Below are 1162 nucleotides of genomic sequence, written 5' to 3' on the forward strand. Positions count from 1 at the left end.
CATCCGGCCGGGCGTGCGACGCCGTTTCTTTCGCGATCTCGAAAGCTATTTCCTCGCCGCCCGTCTCCAGGAAAAATACATTCCGTCGTCGCGCCGGCTGCGTCCGGTCGAAGTGACCCAGACGCTGGCGCAGACCACCAAGATCGAAATGGATCTGCGGCTCGAGGCGGCAGCGCTTTCGGAACTCGGCGAGAACACCAAAGACGATCCCGGCTTTCGCGTCCCGTCCGTCGACTGGGAACGTACTGGCCGTGACGTACTGACCATGGAATGGGTCGACGGCATCAAGATGAACGACATTGCCGGCCTCGCTGCCGCCGGCCATGACCTGAAGGCGATCGCCGTCAACCTGGTCCAGTCGTTCCTGCGCCACACACTGCGTGACGGTTTCTTCCACGCCGACATGCACCCGGGTAACCTGTTCGTCGAGCCCGATGGCACCATCGTCGCTGTCGATCTCGGCATTGCCGGCCGGCTCGGCAAGAAGGAGCGCCGGTTCCTCGCCGAAATTCTCTACGGCTTCATCACCCGTGACTATTTGCGCGTCGCCGAAGTGCATTTCGAGGCCGGCTACGTGCCGCGCCAACATAATGTCGCGGCATTCGGCCAGGCGATCCGGGCGATCGGCGAGCCGATCCACGACCAGCCGGCTGAAACCATCTCGATGGCCAAGCTCTTGGCGCTTCTGTTCGAGGTGACCGATCTCTTCGACATGGCGACGCGCTCCGAACTGGTGCTGCTGCAGAAGACCATGGTGGTGGTCGAAGGCGTCGCCCGCACCCTCGACCCGGCCTTTAACATGTGGAAAACGTCCGAGCCGGTGGTCGGCGGCTGGATATCGGGCAATCTCGGCCCGCGTGCTCTGCTGGCCGACGCACGTGACGGCGCCAGCGCGCTGCTGGCGCTGGCCCGCCAGGCGCCCGACCTCGCCGCCCGCACCGAGCGGCTGTCGCGCGAGATCGATTTGATGGCCGAACACGGGCTGCGTTTCGATGAAAGGACGGCGCGCGCCATCGGCAAGGCCGAGGCGCGCTACACCCGCTCCGGCCGGCTGGCGCTGTGGGTGATCGCGCTGGCAATGGTCACCATCGCGTGGAAGCTGCTCTGAACGCAAGCAATGACAGCAGTGCTGTCATTGCAGTCATGCTGCTTATTGCCTATG

1 protein-coding gene is annotated in these 1162 nt (G+C 64.2%); it reads left to right on the forward strand.

The features are described 5' to 3' along the window. On the forward strand, positions 1–1108 hold a 1108-nt coding region (locus EOA85_RS35720; RefSeq protein WP_127212764.1), incomplete at its 5' end, for an AarF/UbiB family protein. Between the last annotated feature and the right edge of the window lie 54 nt (positions 1109–1162).

This window comes from Mesorhizobium sp. M5C.F.Ca.IN.020.29.1.1, assembly GCF_003997375.1.
GTDB classification, from domain to species: Bacteria; Pseudomonadota; Alphaproteobacteria; order Rhizobiales; family Rhizobiaceae; genus Mesorhizobium; species Mesorhizobium wenxiniae.